This is a genomic window from Novosphingobium sp. BL-S-34 (assembly GCF_056857015.1).
This window is the reverse complement of sequence record NZ_CM166472.1, coordinates 1,974,260-1,999,561: the sequence shown is the minus strand read 5'-3', so window position 1 is coordinate 1,999,561 and position 25,302 is coordinate 1,974,260. Positions and strand designations below refer to the sequence as shown.

The window sequence follows — 25,302 nt, the reverse complement described above, 5'->3', positions numbered from 1 at the left end:
GCAAGGTTTCCTCTTTCCGCGGGACTCGCGCTGGCCTAATCATCCCCGCGTGAAGCCGGGACTGCGCACTTTCATCGTCACTGCCTCCGCTGCCCTGGCAGTCGGAACGGCCGTGCTTGCCGGACAGGGGCTGACCCAGTCCGGGGCGCTGGCCGTGCTCGACCCGGCGGTGGATGCGACCCAGGCACAGCGCGAGATGCTCGTCGCCCGAAAGGAGGGCGATGCGGCGCGCCGCCGCGCGGAAAAGCTGGAAGCCCGGGCCCGGGATGTCACTGAGCAGGCCGAACGGACCGCGCGGGAAACCGCCGCTGTCGCCGCGCGCATCCAGGAAACCGAAGCGGGAATTGCCGCGCAGCGCGCCCAGGTCCGGCTCATCGCCATCGAGCGCGTCGACTTGCGCGAGCGTCTGGCGGAAAAGCAGGCCCCGCTGGCGCGGCTGACGGGTTCGCTCCAGCGCCTGTCGCGCCGTCCGCCGCTGCTGGCCGTGCTGCGGCCGGGTTCGGTGCGCGACGCGGTCTATCTGCGCGCCTTGCTCGATACCATGCTGCCGGAAGTCGAGCGCCGCACCCGCGGGCTGCGCAGCGAGATCGAACGGGGCCGTGCGCTGGAGCAGCAGGCGCGCGCGGCCGGACGGCAGCTTGCGGAAATGGAGGGCGAGATGCGCCAGCGGCGCAAGGCCCTGGCCATTCTGGAATCCCGCCAGCGCCTTGCCGGGCGCGAGGCCAGCGGCATTGCCGCGCGCGAGGGCGAACGGGCGCTCGCCCTGGCGGAGAAGGCCCGCGATCTCGGAGACCTGGTGGACCGGATGGGCGAGCAGGGCGCGCTGCGCGAACAGCTTGCGGCGCTGCCCGGCCCGACGATGCGCCCCTTGCGACCGGAAGAAACGCGGGTGATCGAGGCTTCGCAATTCGTGCCCGTTCCCGAAGGGCTGGCCAGCTACATGCTGCCGGTGACAGGGCGGCTGGTGACAGGTTTCGGGGAAGTCCTGCCGGGACAGGCGCCTTCGCGCGGACTTTCGCTGGCGACACGGGCCAGCGCTCAAGTGGTGGCACCGGCCGCCGGGCGCATCGCATTTGCCGGTCCCTATCGCGGCTATGGGCAGATCGTCATCATCGAGCATCGCGGCGGATGGACCTCGCTGATCACGGGGCTGACGCGGCTCGACGCGGAGGTGGGCCGGCAGGTGGTGGCCGGTGCGCCGATCGGCACGACGGGGCCGCGCGATCCGCGCGTGATGGTCGAACTGCGGCGGCAGGGCGAAGCGGTGAATCCTCTACAATACATCCGTTCGCTATGAACGTTCCTTCGCGGCGCGCGGCAGCCTCTCCATTCCTGCCGCGTTCATTCTCGATCCTCTAGCCTCGCGACAGGTTTGCGCGTTCTTGGCAATTGTGCGCGCGGTCCTGTAGGATTACAGTCAGGAATTCCCCGGCCCCCGGCCGGCGTGACCCACGAAAAGGCCCCTAAGCCCGATGAAATTCGCACCCCTGATGCGCGCTGCCCTGCTGGTGTCGGCCGTTGCCGTCCTTCCTGCGGCGACGTCCGGTCTTGCCGCGGTGGACAGCCGCGTGAATCCAGAATTCAGCAAGCTTTTCACGATCTACGAACTGGTCAAGGCGAACTACGTAGACCAGGTTGACGACGACAAGCTCATCAAGGGCGCGATCGACGGCATGCTGGCCAGTCTCGACCCGCACTCCAACTACCTCGACGGCCCCTCGCTGCAGCGGCTGGAGACGATGATCGACGGCAATTATACCGGACTCGGCCTTTCCGTGGTCGAGGACGACGGCGCCGTGAAGATCGTCTCGCCGTTCAAGGGCAGCCCCGCGGAAAAGGCCGGGCTCAAGGCGGGCGATTACATCACTCATCTCGACGGCGTGCTCTATTACGAGCGCGACCTGGACGAGGCAGTGTCGAAGATGCGCGGCCAGGCCGGCACCTCGATCCGCCTGACGATCTACCGTCCCGGCCGCGACAAGCCTTTCGACGTCACTGTGACGCGCGGCGTGATCGAACTGGAACCGGTGACCTGGGAGCTGAAGGACGACGTGGGCGTGATCTCGGTGAACGAGTTCTCGCGCGATGTCGGCAACTTCGTGAACAAGGGCATTGCCGATCTCAAGAAGCAGGCCGCGACCAAGGGCACCAAGCTCGATGGCCTGGTGCTCGACTTGCGCTCCAACCCCGGCGGTTCGCTGGACGAGGCCGTGGCGCTGTCCGACCTGTTCCTCGACAAGGGCGTGATCGTGTCGCAGCGTGGCCGCATCGCCAGCGAGAATCAGTATTACCGCGCGGAAACGATGTTCAAGGGCGATGCCGTGAAGGGCATGCCGATCGTGGTGCTGGTCGACGCGGGTTCGGCTTCGGCTTCCGAGATCGTCGCCGGCGCGCTTCAGGACCAGCATCGTGCCGTCGTCATGGGCGAGCGTACGTTCGGCAAGGGCTCTGTCCAGTCGTTCATCCAGCTGGACAAGAACAGCGCCGTGAAGCTGACCACCGCGCGCTACTTCACCCCTTCGGGCCATTCGGTTCAGGAGGGCGGCATCCTGCCCGACATCAAGGTGCCGCAGCTTTCCGACCCGGATGCGCGTTTGCGGGCCGAACGGGCGGTGCGCGAATCCGACCTTCGCGGCCACCTCATCAACGAGGCCTCGCTGGACGACAAGGAACTGGAGACCGACAAGGCGGACGATCCGCGCTTCAAGGCCTCTGCCGAAGAGCTGAAGAAGCAGGGCATCGACGACTTCCAGCTGACTTACGCCATCGACACGCTGCGCCGCACCGCGGGCAAGCCGGCACTCGCCCGCTATACCGCGCCGCCCGCCACGGTTCCGCCCGTGCCCAAGACCGCGCAGAAGGACTGAGGCCGTCGTCATGACCGTTGCCGTTGCCGCTCCCCTGCGCGCCGCCCGCGCGCTTGCGCTGGCCGTACCCGTGGTCCTGCTGGGCGGGGCCTATGTCAGCCAGTATGTCTTCGGACTTCATCCTTGCGAGATGTGCTGGTGGCAGCGCTATCCGCACATGTTCGCCATCGTCTTCGCGGCGCTGGCGTTCTTCTGGCGTCCGGTCCGTCCGCTGGTGGCGGTGGCCGCGGTGGGCATCCTGACTTCGGGCCTGATCGGCGGCTACCATGCCGGCGTGGAATATGGCTGGTGGCAGGGCATGACCGCCTGCACTTCCACGCCTTTCGCGGCCGGGGTGGACCCGATGGAAGCGATCCTCAATGCGCCGGTGATCCGCTGCGACGTCGCGCCCTGGACCCTGGGCGGCATTTCGCTGGCGGGCTTCAACTTCCTCATTTCCACCCTGGGTGCGCTGGCCGTGTTCGGCCTCGTCGCCCGCAGCCGCAAGGTTCCGTCATGACGTCATCGAAGGCCGCGCGGATGATTCGGGTCGATCAGGCCGGTGAGTTCGGCGCGACGCGCATTTACGCGGGCCAGTTGGCGGTGATGGGGGCGCGCGCGCCGCACTCCACCGAGATCGCCGGCATGGCCGAGCAGGAGGCCGAGCATCAGGCGCGGTTCGACGCGATGATCGCCGAGCGGGGCGTGCGGCCTACCTTGCTTCAGCCCGTCTGGTCGGCGGCCGGCTATGCGCTGGGCGCCGCGACGGCGCTGATCGGGCCGGAAGCGGCCATGGCCTGCACCGCCGCGATCGAAACCGAGATCGACCGCCACTACAGCGAGCAGATCGAAGACCTGGGTGACGAGGATCCCGAACTGGGCGACGTGATCCGCAAGTTCCGGGACGAGGAACGCGAACACCGCGATGCCGCGCTGGCGGCAGGCGCGGAAAAGGCACCGGCCTATCCCCTGCTGTTCAACGCGATCCGTCTTGGTTGCCGGGTGGCAATCAAGCTCTCGGAAAGAATCTGACATCCGCACGTTATACTGTCGACCAAGAAGGGCGGCATGTTACCTTAGAGCGTTCTCCAATCAGGTGGAATCACCCGATGACTCGGAAAACGCGACAAACCAGGAGCCTGGTGCAGTGGATCCGATGCATTCGGATCGGAATTGCTCCAGGATACCGTTCAAGGCTGCCGCGGCCATCTTGTGGCACCGCTAAGCCATCGACCAAAGCTGGAGCAATTCCATGACGCGCCTCCTGACGACTGCCGCAGCCCTGGCCACTTTCGGCGCCGCCTGCGGGCTGACCATGGGCGCCATGCCCGCCTTGGCGCAGGCGCCCCAGGTTGCCACGGACGATCTGGGGTCGGGCGACGAGAAGGTGAACCAGCTCATCGTCTACGGCGAAGACCCTTGCCCTGCCTCGTCCGGCAACGAGATCACCGTCTGCGCGCGCAAGGCCGAAGCGGAGCGCTTCCGCATTCCCGAGCCGCTGCGCGGTATCGATCGGCCGCAGTCCGAAGCCTGGAGCAACAAAGTGCAGGCTTATGAGACGGTCGGTGCCTTCGGCAACATGAGCTGCTCGCCGGTCGGCGCGGGCGGCGCTTCGGGTTGCACCCAGAAGCTGATCAACCAGGCCTATTCCGAAAGGAAGAACGGCTCGGAAGTGCAGTTCAGCAAGCTGATCGAGGCCGAGCGCGAAAAGCGCCTTTCCACCATCGATGAAGATGCCGCCGCTCAGCAGAAGCGCGTCGAGGAAGCCGAGAAGGCCTATTTCGACCAGCAGCGCCGCCAGCAGGCCGACGCCGACGCCAAGGCAAATGCCACCGACGTAGCCCTGCCGCAGCCGAAATCCCGGAAGTGACGACAGCCCGGGGCGGGGCAAGGTAAGCTCCCCGGGCCCCGGACCTCTCATCCGGCATGAGCGGCTGACGATTGCCGCTCCTCCCTCAGGCCGGCTCGAACGCGGTGGAAAGCGAAAGCGTTTCCCAAGCGTCCATCTGCTGTCCCACGAATGCGATCTGGTCGCGGGCGTAGTGCAGCGCGTCTTCGCCCAGGAACAGGTGGAGCGGGGGCTCCGTGGCGTCGAGGGCGGCCAGGATAGCCTCGGCCCCGCGCGCAGGATCGCCCTTTTCGGCGCCGGCGCCCGCGGTGAGGCTGCGGCGCGCGAAGTGAGCGCCGTCCTCGTAATCGGCGATGTCCTTCGCCGCGACCTTGAGGCCCGAGGCCGCGAATCCGGTGCGGAACCCTCCGGGCGCGACATTGGTCACGCGGATGCCAAAGGGTGCCACTTCCTGCGCAAGGGTTTGGCCCACGCATTCCAGCGCATATTTGCTGGCCCCGTAGACGCCGGTACCCGCCCAGGGCGCATGGCCGGACACTGAAGTAGTGTTGACGACATGGCCCGCCCGCCGCGCCCGCATGGCGGGGAGCACTGCCTGGATCATGCGGATCGCGCCGAAGACATTGATTTCGAACAGATCGCGCGCCTCGTCGATGGAGACTTCCTCGATCGCCCCGACCAGGCCGTAGCCGGCGTTGTTGAGCAGGCGGTCGATACCGCCGGTCAGCGTCTCGGCCCGGGCGACGGCAGCGCGAACCGAAGCATCGTCGGTCAGGTCCACCGAGAGGACATGGGCGCGGCCCGGTGCCAGCGCCTCGAACGCTGCGTCTCCCGCGCTGCGCGTGGTGCCGACCACCGAGTCTCCGCGCGCCAGCGCCGCCTTCGCGACGGCCCGCCCGAGGCCGCCGCCGATGCCCGTGATGAGCCATTTCGTCATCTTCGATGTCCTTCAGGATTGCGCCGATCATGCTTTGCGGCGAGGATTGCTGCAGGCCGGTGCGGCCTCGATCAAGCGCATTGTAGGATCCGGGCCAATCCGCGCTCTTTGCGCTGGCAACCGCAATTGTTGCGGCAGCGCGCACGGCGGCGGGTGGCGCTTGACCTGTCCAAAGGCGCCATGCAGCCCATGAGGAAAGCAAGGGCGCGGAACGGCTTGGCGCCCTGAGCAAGTTGGGGTGGCAGCTTTGGCAGTTCACATCTTCGGTTCGATCAATCTCGATATCATCACGTCGCTGAACCATCTTCCACGGCCCGGCGAGACGGTCATGGCCACGGCAACGGCACGGCTGCCCGGCGGGAAAGGCGCGAACCAGGCGGTGGCGGCGGCGCGGATGGGCGCGCAGACCCGCATGGTGGGCGCCGTGGGGGAGGGAGATTCGGGAAGCTGGATGCTCTCGCGCCTCAAGGCCGACGGCATCGATGTCAGCGGCGTCGCCACGCTGCCCGGCGTCGATACGGGCACGGCCTATATCGCCGTGGACTCGCTGGGAGAGAACCAGATCATCGTCGTGCCCGGCGCCAACGCCCGCCTGCGCGATGCCCTGCCCGCGGCGGAAGGCGTGCTGCTGGCCCAGCTGGAAGTGCCGGTTTCGGCGCTGCTTCCGGTCTTTGCCCGTTCCAAGGCGCTCCGCATCCTGAATGCCGCCCCGGCCGTGATCGAGGGCAGGGCGCTGTTCGAGCATGTCGACATCCTGATCGTCAACCAGCACGAGATGGCGGCATTCCTCGGCCTGGATGCGGCGCCGGTCAACGACGACATGGTCGCCGTGGCCGAGACCGCGCGCGGCCTGCTCTGCCGCGAGGGGCAGACCGTCATCGTCACGCTCGGCGCCGGGGGCGCCCTGGCCGTGCGTGCGGACGGGCAGCTCCACGTCCCCGCCCTACCGGTGATACCCGTAGACACCATCGGCGCGGGGGACTGCTTCTGCGGCGCGCTGGCGGCCTTGCTCGACGAGGGGCGCTGCCTGGAGGAAGCCCTGCCTTATGCCACCGTGGCCGCGGCGCTCTGCACCCTGGGCCAGGGCGCGGCACCGGCCATGCCGATGCGCGCGGCGGTGGAGGATCTGATCGGGCGGCCGGCAACAGAACATGCGCTGCCAATCAAGAAGCCTTCGGCGGCATCCCTAAGCTGACTTCGAGCGGTGCCGGACCAGATCCGGATCCGGGGGCCCGCCCCCAGACGACCGGCCAACAAGAGGACGCGATGAACCAGTTTCCCATGACGCCCTTCGGACTTCCTTCGGACCACGGCGGCAAGGACCTTGGCCTGTTCCTGCCGGTCGCCAACGGCGGCTGGATCCTGTCGAAGAACAAGCCCGAGCTTGACGGCTCCTATGCCTACAACCGCCAGTGCGCCGTGCTGGCCGAGGCGGCCGGCATGGACTTCATCATGTCGATGTCGAAGTTTCGCGGCTATGGCGGCGAGACGAAGCACTGGGATTCCTCGCTCGATCCGATCGTGCTCATGGCCGCGCTCAGCGAAGTGACGCGCAAGACCCGCATCGTCACCACCCTGCACACCCTGCTCCAGAATCCGGCCGTCGCCGCCAAGATGATGGCGACGCTCCAGCAGGTGAGCGGCGGCCGCGCGGGGCTGAATGTCGTGACCGGCTCCTACAAAGGTGAGTTCGCGCAGATGGGCGCCTGGCCTGAGGACGTAAATCACGACCAGCGCTACGATCTCGCCTATGAATGGGTCCGCGCGGTGAAGGCGCTGTGGAGCGAGGATTCTGTCACCATGAAGGGTGACTACTTCACCCTGGAAGATTGCGAATCCTGGCCCAAGCCGGAGCAGCGGCCATTCCTGGTCTGCGCCGGGTCTTCCGAGATCGGCATGCGGCTCACCTCGGAAGAGATGGATGCGATCTTCCTGTCGGGCGGCACCGCGCCGGAACTGGCCAGGAACAGCGACCGCGCCAAGATCATCGCCGCCGAATATGGCCGCAACATCCGCACGTATTCGATGATGACCCTGGTGATCGACGACAGCGATGCGGCGGCCAAGGCCCGCGCCGAACACTATGCCGCCGGGCTGGACGAAGGCGCGCTGGCGGGCATGATGCGCGCTTACGGCTTCCTCGATGCCGAGATCGGCAAGGAGAACGACTTCACCCGCAAGGCGCGCAGCTCGTTCATGTCCGCCCAGATCGTCGGCAGCGCGAAAAGCGTGACCGAACAGCTCGGCGAACTGCTCGACGCCTCGGGCACCGACGGCCTCATGCTGATTTTCGACGATTACCTGAAGGGGCTGCCGGTCTTCGGCGCCGAGATCCTGCCGGCCCTGCGCGAACGCTTCCCCGGCAAGGTCGCCGCGCCGGTGGCAGGCTGAGTCGATGGCCCCGATCCCGCCCCATATCCCGCCCTCGTGCTCTGAAGACCTGCCGCACGTCGATCCGGCCGCACTGGCGGCGATGATCGATCCTGCGAAGACGGCGCTGGTCGTCATCGACATCCAGGTCGATTTCGCGGCGCCGCACGGCCTGCTCGGCGGCTACGGCGTCGACCTCTCATCCGCCGATGCGGCGATCGACAATTGCGAGAAGCTGGTGGCGGCGGCACGCGGCGCCGGGGCCACGGTTGCGCTGATGCGCGTCGTCACCAGCGCCGAAACGGATTCGCGGGCGCTCAAGACGCTGATGGCACGGCGCGGCCAGCCGGGCGGAGAAGCGATCTGCCGCGCCGAGGACGGCGGTGCGGACTATTACCGCATCTTCCCCCAGCCCGGTGACATCGAGATCGCCAAGCTGCTCTACGACGGTTTTCACGGCACCGACTTCGATGCGCAGCTGCGCGCGCGGGGCATCAAGACGCTGGTGATCTGCGGCCTCTCCACCGATTGCTGCGTGGACCAGACCGCGCGCTCGGCATTCCACCACGACTACGACGTGTTCCTCGTTTCCGATGCCAGCGCCGCCTACGAGCCGGGCCTTCACGAGAGTTCCCTCTCGGCGATGGAGAAGAACTGCGTCCTGCTGACCACCACCGGCGCGGTCGAGAACGCCTGGCGGACCTGAGTCGCTTCACCGAGCCCTGCCGCCCCCATCCCAATCAGGAGCCGCCGCCCATGACCGTGACCACTCCCCCCCGCGGATCGAAGGGCGGCGTGCTGTTCGCCTGCACGCTCGGCAATTCAGTGAGCGTGACTCCGGCTGTCCACGCGGTCTTCGGGCTGTTCCTGGTGCCCTTGTCGGAGACGTTCGGCTGGAGCCGGGCGAGTATCTCGGGCGTCCTCGGCATCCTCGCCCTGGTGGGCGCGGTGACGTATCCGTTGATCGGCCGTCACATCGACCGGGCCGGCGCGCGCACGACGCTGCTCGTCGGCACCTTCGGGCTGGCGCTTTCCATCGCGGCGCTGGCCCTGACCAACGGCAGCCTCTTCCAGTTCTACGCCACGTTCACCGTGCTCGCGGCCTTCGGGGCGATGGCGGGGACGCCGATTTTCCAGAAAGTGATCGCTGACTGGTTCGACGAGAATCGCGGCACCGCACTCGGCATCAGCGCGGGCGGCGGCTGCGGGATCGGCTCGGTGGTGCTGCCGGTCATGGCGGCGGTGCTGGTGCAGACCTGGGGATGGCGTGCCGGCTACCTTGGCATCAGCGCCTTCATGCTGGTGGTGGCCCTGCCGTTGCTGTTCGTGCTGCTGCGCGATCGGGCCGCTTCGGGCGCGGCGGATACCATGCGCCTTCGCGAGGGGATGACCCTTGGCGAAGCGGCGCAGACGCCGATGTTCTGGCTGATCCTGCTGGCACTGGCGGCCGGGGCGGGCGGCACCACCGCGGTGTTCAGCCATGTCGTGCCGATCCTCTCCGACCGCGGCTTCTCGGTGGCGGCGGGCACGGCGGTCGTCAGCGTCTTCGCGCTCGTCACATCCGGCTGGCAGATCGCCACGGGACGGATCATGGACAAGATCCAGACCCCGCGCGTGGCCGTGCCGATGTATCTCATGGCCGTCGTGGGCCTGGTCCTGCTGGAAACCGCGCAAGGCATGCCGCTCCTGATCGCGGGCGGGGCGCTGCTCGGTATCGGCCTGGGCGGCCAGTTCGGCGCGCTGCCTTACTTCATCGCCCGCTATTTCGGCACCAGGCACTTCGGTTCGGTGATCGGCGCGATGTATTCGGCGGTCATCGCCGCGCAGGGGACGACGCCGATCCTGCTCGACCTGGTTTTCGACGCGCGCCATTCCTACCGCCCCGCGCTTGTCGGTGTCGGCGCCGCGCTGCTGGCAGGGGCGCTGCTGCTCATGCTGCTCCCCCGTTACGGCCGGGGGGCGGAAGGCGCGGATGCGGATGGGCCGCTTTTCGCCGCCGCGCACTGATCATACACGGAGCCCCGACTTTGGCCGACATGCCCGATCCCGTCCCGACTTTCGCCGATCCCGCCAAGGCGCCTTACGCCGTGAGCGAGGCGGAACGCGCCGCCATCGCCGCCGCCATCGACAGCGACGAGCTGGTCGAACTGGCGCTCACCCTTGGCAACATCCCCAGCCGATCGCGGGAGGAACTGGCGGCGGCCGAATTCGTCCACGCCTGGATGGCGAAGGAGGGCTTCAACCCCCGCAAAGTCGGGGCCACGCCGGAACGTCCCAATGTGATCGGCGAGTACGGCGGCTCGGTAAGGGGAGGGGGACGCGGGGCGAACCTGCTGTTCACCGCTCACCTCGACACCGAATCGCCCAGCGGCCTGCCCGAGCACGACAAGTTCCGCTACCGCGATTCCACCTTGGCCGATCCCGAGTGGACGCAGTGCTGGCTGGACGAGGACGGCCGACTTCGCGGCTATCCGATCAGCAACGATCGCGGCCCGATGTCCTGCTTCCTGATCGCCGCCAAGGCGCTGAAGAAGGCGGGGATCGGCCTTTCCGGCAAGACCTGGCTCACCGCCTGTCCGGGAGAGATCGGTCCCGAGCCGATCGAGGAGTTTTCCGGCATCGGCTGGAACGGCAAGGACATCGGCGCGCATTACCTGTTCCACCACGGCGGCGTCGCGCCGGACTATGTCATTGCCGCGGAAGGCACGGACTTCGGGCTGACCTGGCAGGGCTGCGGCTATGCGCTCTACCGCGTGCGGATATTCGGGCAGGGCGTGTTCTCCCCGATCCTCGACGCTCCCGCCGACCCCCGCGCGCATCCCAACCCGATCTACCGCCTTGGCGCGGTGATCGAGGCGCTCCACGCCTGGGGCCTGAAGTTCGAGGCCGATTCCATCATGGAAACCGCCAGCGGCGCGATCCACCCCAAGGTCCAGATCGCCTCGGTTCGCGGCGGCATGCCGATAGACTTCGGCGCGGGCACGGAAGTCTGCGCGCTCTACATCGACGTCTCGCTCAACCCGCGCCAGAAGGCGGCCGATGCCTATCACGGCATCATGGAGGCCATGCGCGGCGTGGACGTGCAGGACTTCGACGTGGAGCCCATGGTCGTGCGCCACGGATTCGAGGCGCGGCCTTCCGAAGTGGCGCCGCTGGTCGGTGCGGTGGATGCCGCCACGCGGCTGGCGCGCGGCACGGCGCTGGAGCCGGCGCACCCGGTGTTCTCCAGCATGTGGCGCGACCACAACGTGTTCAACATGCACCGGGTGCCAGCCGTCACCACCGGCATGCCGCGCTGGCGGCCGACGCCGGCGGACATGGCCTCCAGCGCGCTTGTCTATGCCCTCACCATGCTGGCCGTCTGCGGCCGCGGCGAGGCGCCCGCTGCGGCGGGAGGCACCAGCGTGTACGGGAATGAGACTCCCTTCGAATAGCTCTTTCGCGCACTCTTGCCGAGGGGGGCGGCGGCCGATAGACCTTTGTCATAAAGGTCGCCAAAGTCCCCGAAATTGGTCGCCCGACAGGGAAGGGTGCCACCCGCTTCTAGGTGGTTTCCGCTTGCGTATAACGACGAATGTCTATCCCAAGGAGCAAAGGCGCGACGCCTGGCGTTTTGCGCTCAAGCGGCTTTCGCTGACGCTGGACGAGGCGGACGACGCCGCCCTCTACGGCGAACTGATCCAGTTCCGCGCCAGCACCGGCATCGACTTCATCCGCGTCACCGGCACGCCCCAGTCCTGGACCATCGACTTTCGCGATCGCCCTGCCACTTATTGGCTGGCCCTGGTGCTGGACGGCACCGCCACCGTGCGTGATTCCGAACAGGAACTGCGCCTTTCCGACGGCGAGATGATCTGCGGCCGGGGCGACAGCCCGGTGCACCTCTCGTTCTCGGGCGACAATCGCAGCCTGATCGTGCAAGTGCCGCACAGCGAACTCAGCGCCCGGCTCAAAACCCCGATCAGCGGGCCGCCGCGCAAGATCGCAACGGAAAGCGGCACGGCGCGGGTGTTCTCGGGCATGTTGCGCTCGCTGGCGGACACGATCTCGGACATCACCACCGACCAGGCCCGGCCGATCGAGCTGGCCTTTCCCGAATTCCTCGTCACCAGCCTGCTCGACAACGCCCCCGCCAAGGCCATGGGCGGCGCCGCGGGCATGCGCGCTGCGCTGCTGGAGCGGATCTTCCAGACCATCGAGATTCGCCTCTCCGACCCTGAGCTGAGCTATCAGCAGGTCGCCGCCGAGCACGGGATTTCGCCGCGCTATCTCCAGAAGCTGTTCGAATCGATCAACGACAGCTTCGGGCACTATGTGAAAGTGCGCAGGCTCGAACGCTGCCGGCTCGACTTGCGCAGCCCGCTGCACGTCCAGAAGTCGATTTCGGACATCCTGTTCGAATGGGGTTTCAACGACAGCGCCTCGTTCTCCCGCGCTTTCCGCGAGCAGTACGGCATTTCGCCCCGCGAATACCGCAAGGCGCCGCCGCAGGAGCAGGAGGCGGTCGAGCTGCTGCGCCGCGGTCGCCCCGGCCGCAAGGAGCGGGCCGCGCGGGTCGAGACGATGGAGAGCGAGCCGGAACTGGCGGGAGAGGGCGAGGAGATCGCTCGGCTGGCGGAAGCGCCGATGGGGCCGGCGCTGCTGGGCGATACCGGCATTTCGCGCCACCATCACTTGCCCGCCACGCCCGAGACCATTCACTGGGGCTATCTCAGCAAGGACCTGAAACCCGCGCTGCACATCCGCTCGGGCGATTTCGTGACGATCGAGGCCCTGACTCACCACGCCAACGACGATCATGAGCGCATGGTGGAGGGGGATCCGGGGGTAGAGAGCGTCTACCGCTGGGACGAGACCGGCAAGGCGGTGGACCGGCGCGGGGCAGGGCCGATGGATGCCAGCGCGGTCGGCCGCGGTCCGGGCGAGGGCTTCGGCGTGCACATCTGCACCGGGCCGATCCACATCGAGGAAGCCATGCCCGGCGATCTCGTCGAAGTGCGGATACTGGACCTCAAGCCCCGCCCCAGCGGCAATCCGCGCTTTGCCGGCAAATGCTTCGGCTCCAACGCGGCCACTTATTGGGGCTTCCACTATAACGACCTGCTGACCGAGCCGAAGATGCGCGAGGTCGTGACGATCTACGAAGTGGAAGCCGCAGGAGGCCGCCTGCCGACCGCGCACGCGGTCTATTCCTATCGCTGGACGCCGCAGGTGGACCCCTCGGGCGTGACTCATGCGCGCTACGACTATCCTGGAGTCCCGGTCGATCCCGCCTCCATCGAGCGCAATTACGACGTTCTGCGCAATGTCGAGATTCCGATCCGCCCGCATTTCGGCGTGATTGCGGTGGCGCCTGCCTATAACGGCCTCGTCGATTCGGTGCCTCCGGCGAGTTTCGGCGGCAATCTCGACAATTGGCGGACCGGGCCGGGCGCGCGGGTGTTCCTGCCCGTGCAGGTACCCGGTGCGCTGCTGTCCCTGGGCGATCCCCATGCGTCGCAGGGGGACAGCGAGCTGTGCGGCACGGCCATCGAATGCTCGATGACCGGGCTTGTCCAGGTGATCCATCACAAGGCGGCGGGGCTGATGGAGCAGCTCAGGGATGTCGACTATCCGCTGATCGAGACAGAGACCGAGTGGGTGGTGATGGGCTTCAGCCACCCGAACTACCTGAAGGAACTGGGCGACGATGCGCAGAGCGAGGTCTACAAGCAATCCTCGATCGACGCCGCCATGCGCGACGCCTTCCGCAAGGCCCGCCGTTTCCTGATGACGGCCAAGCAGCTGACCGAGGACGAGGCGATCTCGCTGCTGTCGGTCGGCGTGGACTTCGGAGTGTCGCAGATCGTCAATGGCAACTACGGCGTTCACGCGGTGATCCGCAAGGCGCTGTTCACCAGCTAAGGCCCCTGTACCGCGCCATCGGCGCGGGGCCGGGGCCGCGGTCGGGACCGGCGAAGAGGCAGTAAAGCAATTATCTTGCGTTTTCCCGAAACATGCACTAAATGCACCCCGACAACCGGCGCGTAGGGTTCTTCCCTGCCGCAATCCGTGAGCAGCGTGAGGTCCCGATGCGGACCGGCCCGGACGAGCGGTTGTCCCTTTGAACCAGCTTCCTTCTTCACGCAGGGTCGCCCGTAACGACACCTTGCTGTGTGCGCGGGCCAAGTACCTTCCGCGTGCCCCGCACCTTGTGAAAGTGACACATGTCCTATTTTTCCGAACTTGGTCTGGCCGAGCCGATCCTCCGTGCGCTCGCGGCCAAGGGCTACACCGATCCTTCGCCGATTCAGCGCCAGGCCATTCCCGCGCTTCTCGAAGGTCGTGACATCCTCGGCATCGCGCAGACCGGCACCGGCAAGACCGCCGCGTTCTCGCTGCCTTCGCTGCACCGCCTGGCAAACGACCCCAAGCCGCGCACCAATGCCGGCTGCCGCATGCTCGTGCTCTCGCCGACGCGCGAACTCGCGGCCCAGATCGCCGAGAACATGCGCGGCTATGCCAAGTTCCTGAACCTCTCGGTCCAGTGCATCTTCGGCGGCGTGCCTGCCGGCAAGCAGGCCCGTGCGCTCGAGCGCGGCACCGACATTCTCGTCGCCACCCCCGGCCGCCTGCTCGACCTGATCGACAGCCGCGCCCTGACGCTGCGCCATGTCGAGATCTTCGTGCTCGACGAAGCCGACCAGATGATGGACCTCGGCTTCATCGTTCCGCTGAAGCGGGTCGCGAACCTTCTGCCCAAGCAGCGCCAGAGCCTGTTCTTCTCGGCCACCATGCCGCAGGCGATCGCCGAACTGGGCAAGCAGTTCATCAACAACCCGGTGAAGGTCGAAGTCGCCCCGCAGTCGACCACGGCCGAGCGCGTCGAGCAGTATGCCACCTTCATCAACCAGGCCGAAAAGCAGGCGCTGCTGACCATCAGCCTGCGTGACGGCCTGGCCGAAGACGCTGCCGAGAAGGCCGAGCACGGCGCGATCGACCGCGCACTGGTCTTCACCCGCACCAAGCACGGCGCCGACCGCGTGGTCCGCCATCTCGTCGCGGCCGGCATTCCTGCCGCTGCCATCCATGGCAACAAGAGCCAGGCCCAGCGCACCGCCGCGCTTGGCGGCTTCCGCCAGGGCACCGTGCGCGTGCTCGTGGCCACTGACATCGCCGCCCGCGGCATCGACGTCAGCGGCGTGAGCCACGTCTACAACTTCGAAATCCCGAACGTTGCCGAACAGTACGTCCACCGCATCGGCCGCACCGCGCGCGCCGGCGCCGATGGCGTTGCGATCAGCTACGTCGCGCCGGACGAGAAGCCCTATATCCGCGACATCGAGAAGCTGACCCGCGTCAAGCTGGCCGCTCTCAGCCTGCCCGAGGACTTCCAGAAGCAGGCTGCGCGCCTTCCCGCGCCCTCGCGCCAGGCTCCGGCCGCGCCGCAGGGCAACGGTCGTGGTCGTCCGGGCGAAGGCCGCCGCGACGGTGGCCGTGGTGGCAACCGCAGCCAGCAGCCGCGCGGTGACCGCCGCGACCGTCCGCATGGTGATCGTCCGCATGGTGACCGCCCCCAGGGCGACCGTCCCCAGGGCGAGCGTACCGAGCGCCGCGGTGACGAGCGTCGCCGCGACGATCGTCCGCGCAGCGATGCACCGCGTGGCGATCGCCGCGAGCATGGTGGCGAGGAAGGCGAGCGCAAGCGCAGCTTCCGTCCGCGTGGCGGCAAGACCGTCGGCACGCACAAGGGTGCCGTCCGCCGCGCCAGCTGATCCGCGAATGAAAAAGGCCGGCCCCCATGCGATGACATGGGGGCCGGCCTTTCAACTCATCGAAAAGGGCCCCCTGCCTTTGGCACGGGGCCCTTTTCCTTATGCCTCTCCGGCAACTCCATCGGCGCCGCCATCCTCGTCGATGCGGGAGACGAGTATCTTGTCGATCTTCAGGCCGTCCATGTCGACGACCTCGAAGCGCCAGCCGCGGTCGGCGAAGAACTCGCCCTCGCGCGGGACTTTCTTGAGTGCGGCCAGAATGTAGCCGGCGGCGGTCGCATATTCGCGGTCGTCGGGCAGGGTCATGGCCAGGCGATCGGCCAGGGCGTCGGCCGGCATCGCGCCGGAAACGAGCAACGAACCGTCCTCGCGCTCCACGACCATCGGCTCGTCGCCCTCGTCCTGGTGGCCCACGAATGTACCGGCGAGCGCGGCCAGCATGTCGGACGTGGTGACCAGGCCTTCGAGATGGCCGTATTCGTCATGGACCACCGCCATCGTCACTTCCGCCAGCTGCAGCTTGCGCAGGGCGTCCATGGCGTCGAGCTGGTCGGGGATGACCTCGGCCTTCTTCATCATCGCGGCAATCGCGACCGGGCGCCCCTCGACGAGCGCGGCCAGGGCCTCGCGCACCTTGAGGATACCCACGATATTGTCGGGCGATCCTTCCTCGGCCACCGGCAGCATCGAATGCGGCGAGGATTCGATCTTGGCGCGCAGCGCTTCCTCGCTGGCGTTGACGTCGATCCAGTCGATCTGGTTGCGCGGCGTCATCAGTTCGCGGACCGGCCGTTCGGCCAGGCGCATGACGCCGGTCATCATCGCGCGCTCTTCCTCCTCGATCACGCCCGAACGGGTCGCTTCGGCGAAGATCATCTGGAGTTCCTCGGCAGTGAGCTGTTCCTGCCCGCCGCCGCGGATCGAGAAGAGGCGCAGGATCAGGCCCGAGGACTTGTCCAGCAGCCACACGAAGGGTGCCATGATCCGGGCCAGCCAGGCCATGGGCCGGGCCATGACGATGGCGACCGGCTCGGCCATGCGCAGCGCCAGCTGCTTGGGCACCAGTTCGCCCACGACGAGGCTGGCGAACGTGGTGGCGATGATGACCAGGGTGAAGCCGGCTTCACCCGCGAAGCGCGCCGGAACGCCCATCGCGGCAAGCCGTTCGCCCACCGGGCCGCCCAGGCTGGCGCCCGAATAAGCGCCGGCGATGATGCCGATCAGGGTGATGCCGATCTGAACGGTGCTGAGGAACTTGCCGGGGTCCGCCGCCAGTTCGAGCGCGGTGCGCGCGGCGCCGCTGCCCTTGTCGGCGGAGACTTTCAGCCGCGCGGAGCGTGCGGACACGATGGCCAGCTCGGACATGGAAAACAGGCCGTTGAGCAGGATCAGGCCGGCGATGATGAGGAGGTCGGTCCAGGGAAATGGTGTCACAGTACCTCAGCGCTAGCAGAAATCGCCGCAAGTGCGAAGCGCGTGTTGCGCTTGGACATAATCGTCACGGGCGGGAAACACCGCTTGGACAGAAACGATGGAACCGACGCGGGCGGGAACCCAAGCGGACAGTGATCGTTTCGCCGGGATCAGCCATCTGTTATTCATGTGCACTATAACACAGACGTGCCTGGAAGTGTTTCTGAACAGGAGGGAAGACCATGAAGAAATCACGCCTGATGACCTCCGCCCTTGCCGCGCTTTCGCTTGTCGCGGTTTCGGCCTGCGTCACCGATCCGAACACGGGTGAGAAGAAGGTGTCGCGCACGGCCATCGGCGGCGCTGGCGGCGCCGGCCTCGGCTACCTCCTGGGCAGCGTGATCGGCGGCAAGACCGCCCGCATCGTCGGTGCAGGCATCGGCGGCGTGGCCGGCGGTGTCGTCGGCTACCAGATGGACAAGCAGATCAAGGAACTGAAGGAAGACACTGCCGGTTCGGGCATCGACGTCACCCAGGAGGGAGACGGCATCCTGGTGAACCTGCCGGACGTGACTTTCGCGGTCAATTCCACCGAGATCAGCCCCTCGTTCCAGGCCGCGCTCGACAACGTGGCACAGAGCATGACGAAGTACCCGGACAGCCTGATCGACGTTTACGGCCACACCGATTCGACCGGGTCCGACACTTACAACCTCGACTTGTCCAAGCGCCGCGCCGATTCGGTGGCACGCTACCTGATCATGCGCCGCGTGGCCTCGTCGCGCATCCAGACCCAGGGCATGGGCAAGAACTACCCCGTGGCGGACAACACCACCCCGGAAGGACGCGCCAAGAATCGCCGCGTCGAAATCAAGATCACGCCGGTCACGCAGGACGAAGCTGCCGCCGCGCACTGATAAGGGATTTCCGCGAAAGCGGGATCGGGGAAGGGGTCGGCCGCAAGGTCCGGCCCCTTTTTACATGCGGGCGCCCGGCACCGGCTCCGGCCCGAAAGACTACGCCGAGTAGCGACGCGCGCGGTCGGCCAGCCGCTCCACCGCCGCCTCGTGAATCGCCGGAGAGCTTACCATCACCCCGAAAGCGCGAGGGTCGTGCTTGTTGTAGTTGAGCGGCTTGCCGAAAGCGTCAGTGACGGAGGCCCCCGCTTCGCGCGCGATCAGCCCGGCGGCGGCGATGTCCCATTCGTAGCCCCATCGCAGGGTCGTCAGGAGATCCGCCTCGTCGGCCGCGACCATCGCCATGCGCAGGGCGATCGAGTTCGGCTGGTCCACCAGGACGAGATCGGCATCCTCCGGTGCCAGCTTCTTTGCCGGAACCCGCGCACCGGCCAGGGCTTCGCGGTGGCTGGCCCGGAGGCGTTCGCCGTTTCGCCAGCTTCCCTTGCCGGCCTCGCCATACCAGAACTCGCCCCCGGCCTCGCGCGCCCGGGCCGGTGCATGGAGCAAGCCGATCAGCGGGCGCCGCGTATTGACCAGCGCCACGGACACCGCCCAACCGGTGCGGCCGGCGATGAAATCGCGGGTCCCGTCGATCGGGTCCACCAGCCAGACAAGCTCGTGTCCCTGTCGTGCCGGCGAATCCACGGTCTCTTCCGAGAGCCACCCGGCCGAGGGCAGCAGGCCGGACAATTCCCGCTTGAGGAAGGAATCCACCTCGATGTCGGCGACGCTCACCGGGCTGCCGGGAGTTTTTTCCCAATGTTCCAGGACGTGGCCGTCGCCGGGCCAGCCGGCCATGGCGATCCGGCCCGCTTCACGGACAATGGCTTCCAGTCTGTCGCGATCGATCATGCGCGAGTCGTTCTCGTTATTCGGGCGATCTGAGTGCTCGCGCGATCCCATTGCGCAGGGAACGGGACTTTTCAAGCGCGCAGGGATGTGCTTATGCGGCCGGGATCAAGTTCGGGGTCCCTCCCGCGCTTTTGGACAACTCCTTTCCTCGGACACTCCAGCAGAAAGCGATTTCAGCGATGAACATTCACGAATACCAGGCGAAGGAACTGCTCGCGAAGTACGGCGTCGGCATTCCGGCCGGCATTGCCGCCCTCACCGTCGAGGAAGCGGTTGCAGCTGCCAAGCAGCTCCCCGGACCGCTCTATGTCGTGAAAGCCCAGATTCATGCCGGCGGCCGCGGCAAGGGCAAGTTCAAGGAACTCGGCGCCGACGCCAAGGGCGGCGTGCGTCTTGCCAAGTCGGTCGAGGAAGTCGAAGCCTTCGCCCAGGAAATGCTCGGCAACACCCTCGTCACCGTGCAGACGGGTGATGCCGGCAAGCAGGTGAACCGCCTCTACGTCACCGACGGCGTCGACATCGCCAGCGAATACTACCTCTCGATGGTCGTCGACCGCGCTTCCAGCCGCGTCGCCATGATCGTCTCGACCGAGGGCGGCATGGACATCGAGGATGTTGCTCACAACACCCCCGAGAAGATCACCACTGTCACCATCGACACCGCCGCCGGCTTCCAGCCGCACCACGGCCGTGCCGTTGCCTTCGCCCTCAAGCTGACCGGCGACCTCAACAAGCAGGCGCAGAAGATCGCCAAGCAGCTTTACGAAGCCTTCGTGGCGCTCGATTGCGACATGCTCGAAATCAACCCGCTCGTCGAAACCAAGGACGGCAATCTGCTCGTCCTCGACACCAAGATGAGCTTCGATTCGAACGCGCTCTACCGTCACCCCGACGTGCAGGCCCTGCGCGACGAGACCGAGGAAGATCCGGCGGAAGTCGAAGCCTCGAAGTACGACCTGGCCTACATCAAGCTCGATGGCGACATCGGCTGCATGGTCAACGGTGCCGGCCTCGCCATGGCGACGATGGACATCATCAAGCTCAACGGTTCGTTCCCGGCCAACTTCCTTGACGTTGGCGGCGGCGCCACCAAGGAAAAGGTGACCGCGGCGTTCAAGATCATTCTGCGCGATCCGAACGTGAAGGGCATCCTCGTCAACATCTTCGGCGGCATCATGAAGTGCGACGTCATCGCCGACGGCATCGTTGCCGCCGCGAAGGAAGTGAACCTCTCGGTTCCCCTCGTCGTTCGCCTCGAAGGCACCAACGTCCAGCAGGGCAAGGACATCCTGGCCAACTCGGGCCTGCCGATCGTCCCCGCCAACGACCTGGGCGATGCCGCCAAGAAGATCGTGGCAGAGGTCAAGAACGTCGCCTGACAGGGCCCCGTTTCTTGGATCTTGCACGATCCCGTGATGGATAATGCAGCGGCGGGGGTTTCCGGACCCCCGCCGTTTGCGTTTGAAGCGCGCAGGAAGCCGGCCTTTTCGGCTTCATAGTAATTCTGGGCCTCCGATTTCTGCCGGGGCGATGCGCAATCTCGCGGATTTGCGATATGGCGCGCTTTGTAGCCCACGCTGGGCTCATCTCGCTGCGGCAGGTCTTGACGCTTACGTCAATTGCCTATTAGGCGGGCCTTGAGTGGATTTAATCGAGCGGCTAAACACGCCGTGCCTGAAACTGAGAGGACCCGATCAGATGAAGATCCTCGTGCCCGTAAAGCGGGTGATCGACTATAACGTGAAGCCCCGCGTGAAGGCGGATGGCACGGGTGTTGACCTGGCCAACGTCAAGATGAGCATGAACCCGTTCGACGAGATCGCGGTGGAAGAAGCCATCCGCATCAAGGAAGCGGGCAAGGCGGAAGAGATCGTCGCCGTCTCGGTCGGCCCGGCCAAGGCGCAGGATACGCTACGCACTGCGCTTGCGATGGGCGCCGACCGTGCGATCCTGATCGAGACCGATACGGAAGTGGAACCGCTGGCCGTCGCCAAGATCCTCAAGGCGATCGTCGCCGAAGAGAATCCCGGCCTCGTGATCCTCGGCAAGCAGGCCATCGACGACGATTCGAACCAGACCGGCCAGATGCTCGCCGCGCTGCTGGGCCGCCCGCAGGGCACCTTCGCCAGCAAGGTCGAGATCGACGGTGACCACGTTGCCGTGACCCGCGAAGTCGATGGCGGTCTGGAGACCGTCAAGCTGTCGCTGCCCGCGATCGTCACCACCGACTTGCGCCTCAACGAGCCGCGCTACGCTTCGCTGCCCAACATCATGAAGGCGAAGAAGAAGCAGCTCGATGTGAAGACCGCCGCCGATTACGGCGTCGACATCGCCCCGCGCCTCAAGACCCTGAAGGTCTCGGAGCCGCCGGTGCGTGTCGCCGGCGTCAAGGTCGCCGATGTCGACGCGCTGGTCACGAAGCTCAAGGAACTGGGAGTCGCCTAAGATGAAGACGCTCGTTTGGGTCGAACACGACAACGCGTCGGTCAAGGACGCGACGCTCCACACCGTCACTGCCGCAGCCAAGCTGGGTGAAGTCCACCTGCTGGTTGCCGGTGCGAACTGCCGCGCCGCTGCGGAGGCCGCTGCCAAGATCGCCGGCGTCGCCAAGGTTCATCTGGCCGACAATGCCGCCTACGAACACGCGCTGGCCGAGAACGTCGCGCCGCTGATCGTGGACCTCATGGGCCACCACGACGCGTTCCTGGCGCCCGCCACCACCACCGGCAAGAACGTCGCCCCGCGCGTCGCCGCGCTGCTCGACGTGATGCAGCTGTCGGACATCCTCTCGGTCGAGGGCGAGAAGACCTTCACGCGTCCGATCTACGCCGGCAACGCCATCGCCACCGTCGAATCGAGCGATGCCAAGCTGGTCATCACCGTGCGCGGCACCGCCTTCGAGAAGGCCGCTGCCGAGGGTGGTTCGGCTGCCATCGAAGACGTTGCCGGTGCCGGTGACGCGGGTCTGTCCAGCTTCGTGGGTGCCGAACTCGCCAAGTCGGAACGTCCGGAACTGACGAGCGCCAAGGTGATCGTCTCGGGCGGCCGCGCGCTGAAGGATTCGGAAACCTTCGAGCAGGTCATCATGCCGCTGGCCGACAAGCTCGGCGCCGCCGTTGGCGCCAGCCGCGCTGCGGTCGATGCGGGCTACGTGCCCAACGACTACCAGGTCGGCCAGACCGGCAAGATCGTGGCGCCCGAAGTCTACATCGCGGTCGGCATCTCGGGCGCGATCCAGCACCTTGCGGGCATGAAGGACTCCAAGACCATCATCGCCATCAACAAGGACGAAGACGCCCCGATCTTCCAGGTCGCCGACGTCGGCCTCGTCGCGGACCTGTTCACCGCCGTGCCGGAACTCACCGGCAAGCTCTGAGCGGTTAAATAATGGGAATACCGAAAACCCCGGTCGGAAACGGCCGGGGTTTTCTTTTTTCAGCCGCTGGTCTGTGCTCGCCACATTCGGGAAGAACGACTAATCGACGTGCAGGCCCGGCGAGTGGCAGCGTCATGACTCTCTGTGTTGTCGGGCGTGGACTGAACGCCATCGAGCTTTCGGATTGTAGAAGCGAGTTACCCAATGCCTCCTGCTGGTTATCTTTCTGCCCTGGCCATGATCGGGATGGCTCTTGCTCCGGTCCCAGGGATGACGAAAGTCAAGGAAGTCTCGCTGAAGGGCTCGTCGAACTGGCTGGTCGATTGGGCCGATCACAGCTGTGTTTTGGCACGCAAGTTCGGAACGGCGGACGCCCCGCTTTGGCTGAGTATGCGGACCTATACCCCCAGCTATCATTTCGAAATGACGATAGCCGGCAAGGCCATGTCGCAACTGCAGCCGCCCAAGAGTTTCTCTATTGCCTATGGGACGGGCTCACCGATCGAAATTCGCAGATACCAGGTCGGCCGCATCGCCGAGTATGGGCCGGCGCTGATCTTTTCCGGAGAGATGGCCGTAAAGGACGGAGACGACAGCGATGAGGAAAGTCGCGAGGTTCGCGCCTATCCCGATGTGCCCTTCGAGGCACAGCTGGACCGGATCGCACTGACGACCACCTATCGCAAGCTCGTTTTGAATACGGGACCGATGAAGAAGGCGCTCGACAGCCTTCGCCAGTGCACGGATAATCTAGTCAAAGGATGGGGACTGGATCCTGCGGTTCAGGCCAGTCTGAGTTCACGCGCAAAGACGGAAAATATCCGGACCTGGGCACAAAAAATCCAGGCGTCGTACCCGTCGGATTTGCTCGCTCAGAACAAGGAGGCCAGGGTTAATGTCCTCGTGATTGTCGATGAGCAGGGCATGCCCAAGAACTGCGATACCTGGCAGGCGTTCGATAACACCGATTTCAAGGTACGGGCCTGCGGCATCATACTCAGGGACGCGCGCTTTACGCCTGCCAGAGATAAGGATGGCCGCGCAACGGCTTCCTATTACACCACGGTGATCGTCTACAAATCCTGAGGAACCAGCCGAAGCGCGTTAATCCGCGCCACGCTCCAGCAGGTTCACGATGACTGACTTGTCGCTGTGGCCAAGGTCGTGGCTGCCATAGGCGACGAAGCCCAGGGCGGCGGCGACGCGCTCTGAGGCTTGGTTGCCCTCTTCGATCATGCAGGCAATGCGGCGCTGGCCGTGGGTCTTGTCGAACCATTCGAGGGCGGCGCGCATGACTTCCTTGGCGAGGCCCTGGCCCCAATGGTCGCGGCGCACGATCCAGCCTGCTTCGGGGACGTCGTCCATGCCCTTGCCGAAGCCGCGCCAGGAGTGGAAGACGCCGCAATTCGCGACGATCTCATCGCCGCCGCGCCGGCGCACCGGGAAAGTGCCGTAGCCGCGTAGCGACCAGGATCCGGCGTTGCGTTCCAGCCTTTCGAACACGCCTTTGGGCTCCGGCTGCGCCTGGCCCAGGAAAGTGCGGGTCTCCTCGTCGGCAATCAGGCGAATCATGTCGCCGAGATCGCTCGCCTGCGGTTTCCAGAGTTCGAAGCGCTCGGTCACGAGAACCGGGCCATCCAGCGCTGCGACGCTCACAGGAACTGGTCCACAACGTGGATGCAGACGCCGAACAGGCCGCCTACCAGCGTACCGTTGATCCGGATGAACTGCAGATCGCGGCCCACGGCGCCTTCGATCCGGTCCGTCACGGTACGCGCATCCCAGCGCTTTACGGTTTCCGACACCAGCCTCACGATCTCTCCCCCATAACGCGATACGACGCCTACGAGCGTGCGGCGTGCGAAGCGATTGACCATGTACTGCAGTCTCGGGTCTTCGCCCAGGGCCTGGCCGAGTTGGGCAAGGCTTTCGCCGAGCGCACCGGCGAGCGCCTGATCGGGATTGCGCACGGCCTTGAGCAAGGCCCCGCGCGCGCGTTCCCACATGCCGTCGAGCCACGATGCCATGGCCGGGTTGTCCAGCAGTTCTCCCTTGATGCGTTCGACCTTGGCGCGGGTCTCGGGCCGATGCAGGAGGTCGTCGGCCAGCTTGGCGAGCGCCTCGTCGATGCGGGCGCGCAGGGGATGGTCGGGCTGGACGATCACTTCGGCAAGCAAGCGATAGGCCCCATCGAGCACGCCATTGGCCAGCCGCTCGTCGAGCCCGGTCCAGCGCATGACGGTATTGGCGCGCTGGTGGATCATCTCGCGGATCATCGGCTCGTTCGCCTCGATCGCTTCACCGATCTTGCGCAGCAGGCTTTCCAGGACCGGGAGGTGTCGCCTGTCGGCAATGGCGTTGGAGAGCATCTGGCCGAGCAGGGGGGCAGCGTCGATCTTCTCGATCTGCCGCCGCAGGCCGGCCTTGACCATGCCGCCCATCTGTTCGGGATCGAGCGATTCGAGCACGTCGCCCAGCAGGTTGGCGGCGCCCGCGCGGATGCGGGACTGCTCGTCACGGGCCGGATCGGCCAGGAAGCCCCCGGCCGCGGCAGCGAGGTTGAAGCCGCGCAGGCGGCGGGCCACGACTTGGGGAGTCAGGAAATTGTCCCGCAGGAAAGTCGCCATCGAATCGGCGATGCGATCCTTGTTGACCGGGATGATGGCGGTGTGGGGGATCGGCAGGCCGAGCGGATGGCGGAACAGGGCCGTGACCGCGAACCAATCGGCCAGTCCGCCCACCATCGCCGCTTCGGTAAAGGAAATCGCGTAGCCGAGCGGCACGCTCCATTCCGGATGGAATACGGCCACACGGCGGAGCACGACGAAAGCCGCCGCCATGAACAGCAGCAGCCCGCCCGCGAACATCCGCATGCGGCGGGCCCGATCGCCAGGGACCGGACCCGGCTGGAAAAAGTCTTGCCGTGCCACGGGGATGCTACGCTTG

Annotated in this window: 22 protein-coding genes; 17 read left to right on the top strand and 5 right to left on the bottom strand. The window is 66.3% G+C overall.

Going from position 1 to position 25,302, the window contains the following annotated elements; translation table 11 throughout:
• The first annotated feature begins 49 nt into the window (after positions 1–49).
• From AC1VV3_RS09455 to AC1VV3_RS09435, 5 genes are all read left to right on the top strand, one after another.
• On the top strand, positions 50–1,297 hold the full coding sequence (locus AC1VV3_RS09455) for a murein hydrolase activator EnvC family protein (RefSeq protein ID WP_482961624.1): 1,248 nt from the start codon (positions 50–52) through the stop codon (positions 1,295–1,297).
• 175 nt (positions 1,298–1,472) lie between these two features.
• Positions 1,473–2,867, top strand: a complete 1,395-nt coding sequence (locus AC1VV3_RS09450) for a S41 family peptidase (RefSeq protein WP_132264353.1) — start codon at positions 1,473–1,475, stop codon at positions 2,865–2,867.
• 10 nt (positions 2,868–2,877) lie between these two features.
• Entirely contained in the window at positions 2,878–3,366 is a 489-nt protein-coding gene (locus tag AC1VV3_RS09445) for a disulfide bond formation protein B (RefSeq protein WP_314467756.1), read from the top strand.
• Positions 3,363–3,878, top strand: coding sequence for a demethoxyubiquinone hydroxylase family protein (locus AC1VV3_RS09440; RefSeq protein ID WP_132264356.1), 516 nt, complete (start codon positions 3,363–3,365; stop codon positions 3,876–3,878). Before AC1VV3_RS09445 ends, AC1VV3_RS09440 begins: the two co-directional genes overlap by 4 nt.
• Positions 3,879–4,098: 220 nt before the next feature.
• Complete coding sequence (locus AC1VV3_RS09435; RefSeq protein WP_482961623.1) at positions 4,099–4,716, top strand: hypothetical protein; 618 nt, start codon at positions 4,099–4,101, stop codon at positions 4,714–4,716.
• Between the two features lie 85 nt (positions 4,717–4,801).
• Here AC1VV3_RS09435 and AC1VV3_RS09430 read toward each other — a convergent pair whose 3' ends face one another.
• Positions 4,802–5,632 carry an oxidoreductase gene (locus AC1VV3_RS09430; RefSeq protein ID WP_482961622.1) on the bottom strand — a complete coding sequence of 277 codons (831 nt, stop codon included), beginning with the start codon at positions 5,630–5,632 and terminating at the stop codon, positions 4,802–4,804.
• Between the two features lie 238 nt (positions 5,633–5,870).
• Between AC1VV3_RS09430 and AC1VV3_RS09425 the strand changes: the two genes are divergently transcribed.
• The 7 genes from AC1VV3_RS09425 (at position 5,871) to AC1VV3_RS09395 (ending at position 15,756) form a co-directional block, all read left to right on the top strand.
• The gene (locus tag AC1VV3_RS09425) at positions 5,871–6,827 is read left to right on the top strand and encodes a ribokinase (RefSeq protein WP_482961621.1); all 957 of its coding nucleotides are present in this window, start codon (positions 5,871–5,873) and stop codon (positions 6,825–6,827) included.
• 71 nt (positions 6,828–6,898) lie between these two features.
• Positions 6,899–8,023 (top strand): LLM class flavin-dependent oxidoreductase, encoded by a 1,125-nt coding sequence (locus AC1VV3_RS09420; RefSeq protein ID WP_134094801.1) that lies wholly within the window; start codon positions 6,899–6,901, stop codon positions 8,021–8,023.
• A gap of 4 nt (positions 8,024–8,027) precedes the next feature.
• Complete coding sequence (locus tag AC1VV3_RS09415; RefSeq protein WP_482961620.1) at positions 8,028–8,708, top strand: cysteine hydrolase family protein; 681 nt, start codon at positions 8,028–8,030, stop codon at positions 8,706–8,708.
• 50 nt (positions 8,709–8,758) lie between these two features.
• On the top strand, positions 8,759–10,009 hold the full coding sequence (locus AC1VV3_RS09410) for an MFS transporter (RefSeq protein WP_482961619.1): 1,251 nt from the start codon (positions 8,759–8,761) through the stop codon (positions 10,007–10,009).
• A 29-nt stretch (positions 10,010–10,038) separates the two neighbouring features.
• Positions 10,039–11,436, top strand: coding sequence for a zinc-binding metallopeptidase family protein (locus AC1VV3_RS09405; RefSeq protein ID WP_482962085.1), 1,398 nt, complete (start codon positions 10,039–10,041; stop codon positions 11,434–11,436).
• A gap of 124 nt (positions 11,437–11,560) precedes the next feature.
• Positions 11,561–13,906, top strand: coding sequence for an acetamidase/formamidase family protein (locus AC1VV3_RS09400; protein WP_482961618.1), 2,346 nt, complete (start codon positions 11,561–11,563; stop codon positions 13,904–13,906).
• A gap of 302 nt (positions 13,907–14,208) precedes the next feature.
• Entirely contained in the window at positions 14,209–15,756 is a 1,548-nt protein-coding gene (locus AC1VV3_RS09395) for a DEAD/DEAH box helicase (protein ID WP_314467740.1), read from the top strand.
• A gap of 99 nt (positions 15,757–15,855) precedes the next feature.
• Here AC1VV3_RS09395 and AC1VV3_RS09390 read toward each other — a convergent pair whose 3' ends face one another.
• Entirely contained in the window at positions 15,856–17,190 is a 1,335-nt protein-coding gene (locus tag AC1VV3_RS09390) for a hemolysin family protein (RefSeq protein ID WP_134094799.1), read from the bottom strand.
• Between the two features lie 221 nt (positions 17,191–17,411).
• Here AC1VV3_RS09390 and AC1VV3_RS09385 point away from each other — a divergent pair, with 221 nt between their 5' ends.
• Complete coding sequence (locus tag AC1VV3_RS09385; RefSeq protein ID WP_132264374.1) at positions 17,412–18,086, top strand: YiaD family glycine zipper/OmpA-like lipoprotein; 675 nt, start codon at positions 17,412–17,414, stop codon at positions 18,084–18,086.
• A 99-nt stretch (positions 18,087–18,185) separates the two neighbouring features.
• Here the strand turns inward: AC1VV3_RS09385 and AC1VV3_RS09380 are convergent, their stop codons facing one another.
• The gene (locus tag AC1VV3_RS09380) at positions 18,186–18,980 is read right to left on the bottom strand and encodes a 3'(2'),5'-bisphosphate nucleotidase CysQ (protein ID WP_482961617.1); all 795 of its coding nucleotides are present in this window, start codon (positions 18,978–18,980) and stop codon (positions 18,186–18,188) included.
• A gap of 179 nt (positions 18,981–19,159) precedes the next feature.
• Here AC1VV3_RS09380 and sucC point away from each other — a divergent pair, with 179 nt between their 5' ends.
• From sucC to AC1VV3_RS09360, 4 genes are all read left to right on the top strand, one after another.
• Complete coding sequence (sucC, locus tag AC1VV3_RS09375; RefSeq protein WP_134094797.1) at positions 19,160–20,359, top strand: ADP-forming succinate--CoA ligase subunit beta; 1,200 nt, start codon at positions 19,160–19,162, stop codon at positions 20,357–20,359.
• Between the two features lie 319 nt (positions 20,360–20,678).
• Positions 20,679–21,425, top strand: coding sequence for an electron transfer flavoprotein subunit beta/FixA family protein (locus AC1VV3_RS09370; protein ID WP_314466094.1), 747 nt, complete (start codon positions 20,679–20,681; stop codon positions 21,423–21,425).
• Position 21,426: 1 nt separating this feature from the next.
• Positions 21,427–22,356 carry an electron transfer flavoprotein subunit alpha/FixB family protein gene (locus AC1VV3_RS09365; protein ID WP_132264381.1) on the top strand — a complete coding sequence of 310 codons (930 nt, stop codon included), beginning with the start codon at positions 21,427–21,429 and terminating at the stop codon, positions 22,354–22,356.
• A gap of 270 nt (positions 22,357–22,626) precedes the next feature.
• On the top strand, positions 22,627–23,442 hold the full coding sequence (locus AC1VV3_RS09360) for an energy transducer TonB (RefSeq protein ID WP_431566973.1): 816 nt from the start codon (positions 22,627–22,629) through the stop codon (positions 23,440–23,442).
• Between the two features lie 18 nt (positions 23,443–23,460).
• On the opposite strand, the gene AC1VV3_RS09355 is transcribed toward AC1VV3_RS09360, so the two are convergent.
• Complete coding sequence (locus tag AC1VV3_RS09355; RefSeq protein WP_482961616.1) at positions 23,461–24,012, bottom strand: GNAT family N-acetyltransferase; 552 nt, start codon at positions 24,010–24,012, stop codon at positions 23,461–23,463.
• Complete coding sequence (locus AC1VV3_RS09350; protein ID WP_132264384.1) at positions 24,009–25,229, bottom strand: DUF445 domain-containing protein; 1,221 nt, start codon at positions 25,227–25,229, stop codon at positions 24,009–24,011. Before AC1VV3_RS09350 ends, AC1VV3_RS09355 begins: the two co-directional genes overlap by 4 nt.
• Between the last annotated feature and the right edge of the window lie 73 nt (positions 25,230–25,302).